Annotated in this window: 1 protein-coding gene and 1 pseudogene; both read right to left on the reverse strand. The window is 53.0% G+C overall.

What is annotated here, in order from left to right:
* Positions 1–358 (reverse strand): annotated as a pseudogene (locus ACR0EL_RS22305) (hybrid sensor histidine kinase/response regulator); the annotation flags it as partial.
* 86 nt (positions 359–444) lie between these two features.
* The coding region (locus ACR0EL_RS22310; RefSeq protein ID WP_480502331.1) for a putative pterin-binding protein at positions 445–708 on the reverse strand (264 nt) is incomplete at its 5' end.

A 708-nucleotide genomic window follows, 5' to 3' on the forward strand; every position in this document is an offset into this window, starting at 1 on the left:
CAGGGAGTGCTGCGCGCAGCTGGTCATCCGGCCCATCGATCAATGGTGTCAGCCGGGATAGAAAATCTTCAGTGGCTTGCAGGGCTGGTTGCGCGGCGGCACCCCCTCGCAGAAATGAAAACAGCTCGCTACTAAACAGCGTATCCGCTCGGCTATAAAAGATATCGAAACGGTTGCGTACAGTGGACAAGTCACCATTGGAACGTGATGAAGCGTCAATGACCGAGACTTCGAACCTAAGCAGCTCGACTTCGAGCTGAGACATCAGCCAGCTGACGTTGTCTGTTTTTGCGGTCGAGAGTGCGTCGAGATCTGATTTCACCTCGCGCCCAAGGGAAAGCACGATAGCCAGACTCACAACCAGCAATCCTACAAAGGCAAAAATGGGCCATCTCTTCATGCTCATTAAAGGCGCTTTAGTGTCGATGGCCTTCTCCTCGGTACTTACTGTGCTACGACTTCCAATCGATTGAGTTGCCAAATGCTGCGGGCATAAATTTCTTCGGACTGATAGGCCTCGTTAGCATCGTAAGGGTAAATTATCCACAAAGGTCCTTTGTCGCGAACAGACATCGCCTTGCCATCGCGCAAGTAGGCAACGATCGGGCCACCATCTGTTGCATCACTGGTGGGAATGGTGACGGCGTAGTCATTCAAAGCCACCGCTCGTATGATCCCCTGCTCTGCCTGGACATGGTCCAGGAGCAC

It is taken from the genome of Ruegeria sp. AH12 (assembly GCF_056541465.1).